The organism is Paraburkholderia sp. XV, assembly GCF_020177535.1.
In the GTDB taxonomy this organism is placed as follows: domain Bacteria; phylum Pseudomonadota; class Gammaproteobacteria; order Burkholderiales; family Burkholderiaceae; genus Paraburkholderia; species Paraburkholderia caribensis.
Window position 1 is genome coordinate 1 of the sequence record NZ_JAGUUD010000241.1, and the last position, 3,302, is coordinate 3,302.

At 61.7% G+C, this 3,302-nt stretch carries 3 protein-coding genes; all 3 read left to right on the plus strand.

Going from position 1 to position 3,302, the window contains the following annotated elements; all coding sequences use genetic code 11:
- Positions 1-260: 260 nt before the first annotated feature.
- The 3 genes from KFO72_RS41585 to KFO72_RS41595 are packed head-to-tail and all read left to right on the plus strand — an operon-like array spanning position 261 to position 3,017.
- Positions 261-1,202, plus strand: coding sequence for a UDP-2,3-diacylglucosamine diphosphatase (locus KFO72_RS41585; RefSeq protein ID WP_054930058.1), 942 nt, complete (start codon positions 261-263; stop codon positions 1,200-1,202).
- 32 nt (positions 1,203-1,234) lie between these two features.
- Entirely contained in the window at positions 1,235-2,266 is a 1,032-nt protein-coding gene (locus KFO72_RS41590) for a glycosyltransferase family 4 protein (RefSeq protein ID WP_054930057.1), read from the plus strand.
- Positions 2,267-2,306: 40 nt separating this feature from the next.
- On the plus strand, positions 2,307-3,017 hold the full coding sequence (locus tag KFO72_RS41595) for a diacylglycerol kinase (protein ID WP_225034526.1): 711 nt from the start codon (positions 2,307-2,309) through the stop codon (positions 3,015-3,017).
- Positions 3,018-3,302: the final 285 nt, after the last annotated feature.

Below are 3,302 nucleotides of genomic sequence, written 5' to 3' on the forward strand. Positions count from 1 at the left end.
GAAAAGTAGGTGCCGCCCCGCACAGGGGCGACGCCTGAAGCACGCTAACAAATCGGGGATGCCCGCGAAAGCAAAAGCAAACACCCCGACCAAAGAAGCGCGAAATCAACTCGCGGATGCCAGCGCAAAAGCCAGAACACCAAACGCCGCATCCCGCGCCACTAACCCGACAACTTCCGTAATAAGAACTTCCCGTGAATGTCACGGCCAGGTCACACAGCAATGGCGCAATGCGAGTACTGCAACTCGACGCGTGAGCCATGGACAACAACACGTCCGCGACCTCCCTCTTCCGCCAGAATGGCCCGAGCGTCGATCCCGTCGCTTTCGGCCCCCGCTCCCCCTCCGCTGGCCTGCCATCGCTCCCGCATCTGCCGGTGACGCCAACACCTACCGAAAGCGATCACGACGACGGTCACGAGAATTCGCACCGCTATCGCACCATCTGGCTCTCCGACATTCATCTCGGTTCCGGCGGCTGCCAGGCGAACTATCTGCTCGACTTTCTTCGCCACAACGAATCGGAGTACCTGTATCTCGTCGGCGACATCATCGACGGATGGCAGCTGAAGAAAGGCTGGTACTGGCCCCAGGCGCACAACGATGTCGTGCAGAAAATCCTGCGCAAGGCACGCAAGGGCACGCAGGTCGTGTACATCCCCGGCAATCACGACGAAGGCGCGCGCCAGTTCTGCGATCTCGCCTTCGGCGACATCCACGTGCGCGGCGAAGCGTTCCACACGACGCTGGAGGGCAAGCGCCTGTGGATCGTGCACGGCGATCTGTTCGACGGGGTGATCCAGCACGCGAAGTGGCTCGCGTATCTCGGCGACACGCTCTACACGATGATTCTCGTGCTGAACCGCTGGTTCAACCGCATCCGCATCAAGCTCGGCTTTCAGTACTGGTCGCTGTCGCAGTACCTGAAGCATCAGGTGAAGAACGCAGTGAACTTCATCTCGGCGTTCGAGAACGTCATGACGGATGAAGCGCGCCGCCGCGGCTGCGACGGCGTCGTGTGCGGGCACATTCACAAGGCCGAGATCCGCGAGATCGACGGCGTGCTGTATTGCAACGACGGCGACTGGGTCGAGAGCCTGTCGGCGCTCGTCGAGACCTACGAAGGCGAACTGAAGGTCGTCTACTGGACCGTGATGCGCTCGCCCGAAGCGAACCCGACGAAAGCCCGCGCCACCGCGTGAGCGCACACCACCACTACAAGAGGGTCAATCGCATGAAGATCATGATCGTCACCGATGCGTGGGAACCGCAGGTCAACGGCGTCGTTCGCACGCTGAAGAACACGACACGCGAGCTGACGGCGATCGGCCACAAGGTCGATCTGCTGACGCCGCTCGAGTTCAAGACGATTCCCTGCCCGACGTATCCGGAGATCCGTCTGTCGCTGATGCCGCGGCGCCATTTGCGCAAGCGCATCGACGAATTCCAGCCGGACGCGCTGCACATCGCCACGGAAGGCCCGCTCGGGCTCGCTGCGCGCGCGTACGCGATCCAGCACAAGTTGCCGTTCACGACGGCCTATCACACGCGCTTTCCCGAGTACGTGGAGGCGCGCTTTGGCGTGCCCGTCGCGTGGACGTACCGCTTCCTGCACTGGTTTCATAAGGCGTCGCTTGCCGTGATGGCGCCCACGCCCGTCGTCAAGAGCGACCTGGAAAAGTTCGGCTTCACGAACGTCGTGTTATGGACGCGCGGCGTCGATCTCGACATCTTCCGGCAGATGGAGTCGAAAGTGCTGAACACCGCGCGGCCGATTTTCCTGTACGTCGGGCGCGTCGCCGTCGAGAAGAATGTCGAGGCATTCCTGAAGCTCGACCTGCCCGGCTCGAAGTGGGTCTGCGGCGAAGGCCCGGCGCTCGCGGAACTCAAGTCGCGCTATCCGGCCGCCAACTATCTCGGCGTGCTGACGCAGGCCGAACTCGCGAAGGTCTACGCGGCCGCCGACGTGTTCGTATTCCCGAGCAGGACCGACACGTTCGGTCTCGTGCTGCTCGAAGCGCTTGCGTGCGGCACGCCCGTTGCGGCGTATCCTGTGACGGGTCCGATCGATGTGCTCGGCGATGGCGGCGCGGGCGCGATGCACGAAGACTTGCGCGAGGCGTGCCTGCAGGCGCTGAAAATCGATCGCAACGAAGCGCGCGCGTGGGCCGAGCGTTTCTCGTGGACGGCTGCGTCGGAGCAGTTTGCTGCGCATCTGAAGCCGCTGTCGCGTTCCGCTTATCGCGAGGAAAGCGCTGCCGCCTGATCCGCCCGACGCGCAAGCGCCATCACTTCTCGCCACGCCTATGCAAACGAGACAATCGAACGCATTGCGCGATCCGCAGAAATCGCTGCGCGACGCGAAGACGGCCGTGTCGGACGGGAAGCCGTATGGCGAACCGTTCGACGAAGTGCATGAGATGCACGAGGACGGCGCGCCGCGAGCGCGGTATGCTGGAGAGCCCGGGTTTGCTGCTGTTTCTGTTTCTGCCATGTCATCTACTACGCGCGATGCCGCGCCGGACGGTAAAGACGCGCTGAATGGCGCGCCGACCGATGCGCCGGAATCACTTGAGCCATTGGGTCCCGATGATCCGCTTGCACCGCTGCCCTTCAATCCGTACAAGGGCAATCGCGGAATCACTCGTGCGTGGCATGCGATGAAGAATTCGTTTGCCGGGTTTCGGGTGGCGATTCGTGAGGAGAGTGCGTTTCGGCAGGAGCTGACGTTGGCCGCGATTCTTTTGCCTTGCGGGGTTTTGGTGCCTGTTGAGCCGGTGTCTCGTGTTCTGTTGCTCGGATCTGTGTTTCTTGTGCTGATTGTCGAGTTGCTCAACTCGAGCGTTGAGGCGGCTATTGATCGGATTTCGCTTGAACGCCATGAACTGTCGCGGCGGGCCAAGGATCTTGGGAGTGCTGCTGTTATGGTTGCGCTGTTTATCTGCGTGATGACGTGGGGTTTGCTTGTTGGGCCGCTTGTTGTGCGTTGGGTGAGTGGGTGGGTTCGGGCGATGTAATCGCGGTTAGTCTTTTCTTTTTATGTCTGCGACGCTGGGGCGTTTGCTCCTGGTTTTCGCTGGTATTCGCGTTATGACTTTGTCATGGCATCTGCGATTTGCCTTCGTGGCGCGGGCTGTGCTGTTTGGTGTTCTGGGCTTTGCGCTGGCATCCGCGAGTTGACTTCGCGCTTCGTTGGGCGGGGTGTTTGCTTATGCGCTGGCATCCGCGATTTGCCTTCGTGCTTCACGCGTTGCCCCTGTGCGGGGCGGCACCTACTCTTTGGTTGTCGGCGACGCCGGATC

Bases quoted from the DNA above. Each gene is read 5' to 3' on its own strand.
- KFO72_RS41585 (WP_054930058.1), top strand. From the start codon at position 261: ATGGACAACAACACGTCCGCGACCTCCCTCTTCCGCCAGAATGGCCCG.
- KFO72_RS41590 (WP_054930057.1), top strand. From the start codon at position 1,235: ATGAAGATCATGATCGTCACCGATGCGTGGGAACCGCAGGTCAACGGC.
- KFO72_RS41595 (WP_225034526.1), top strand. From the start codon at position 2,307: ATGCAAACGAGACAATCGAACGCATTGCGCGATCCGCAGAAATCGCTG.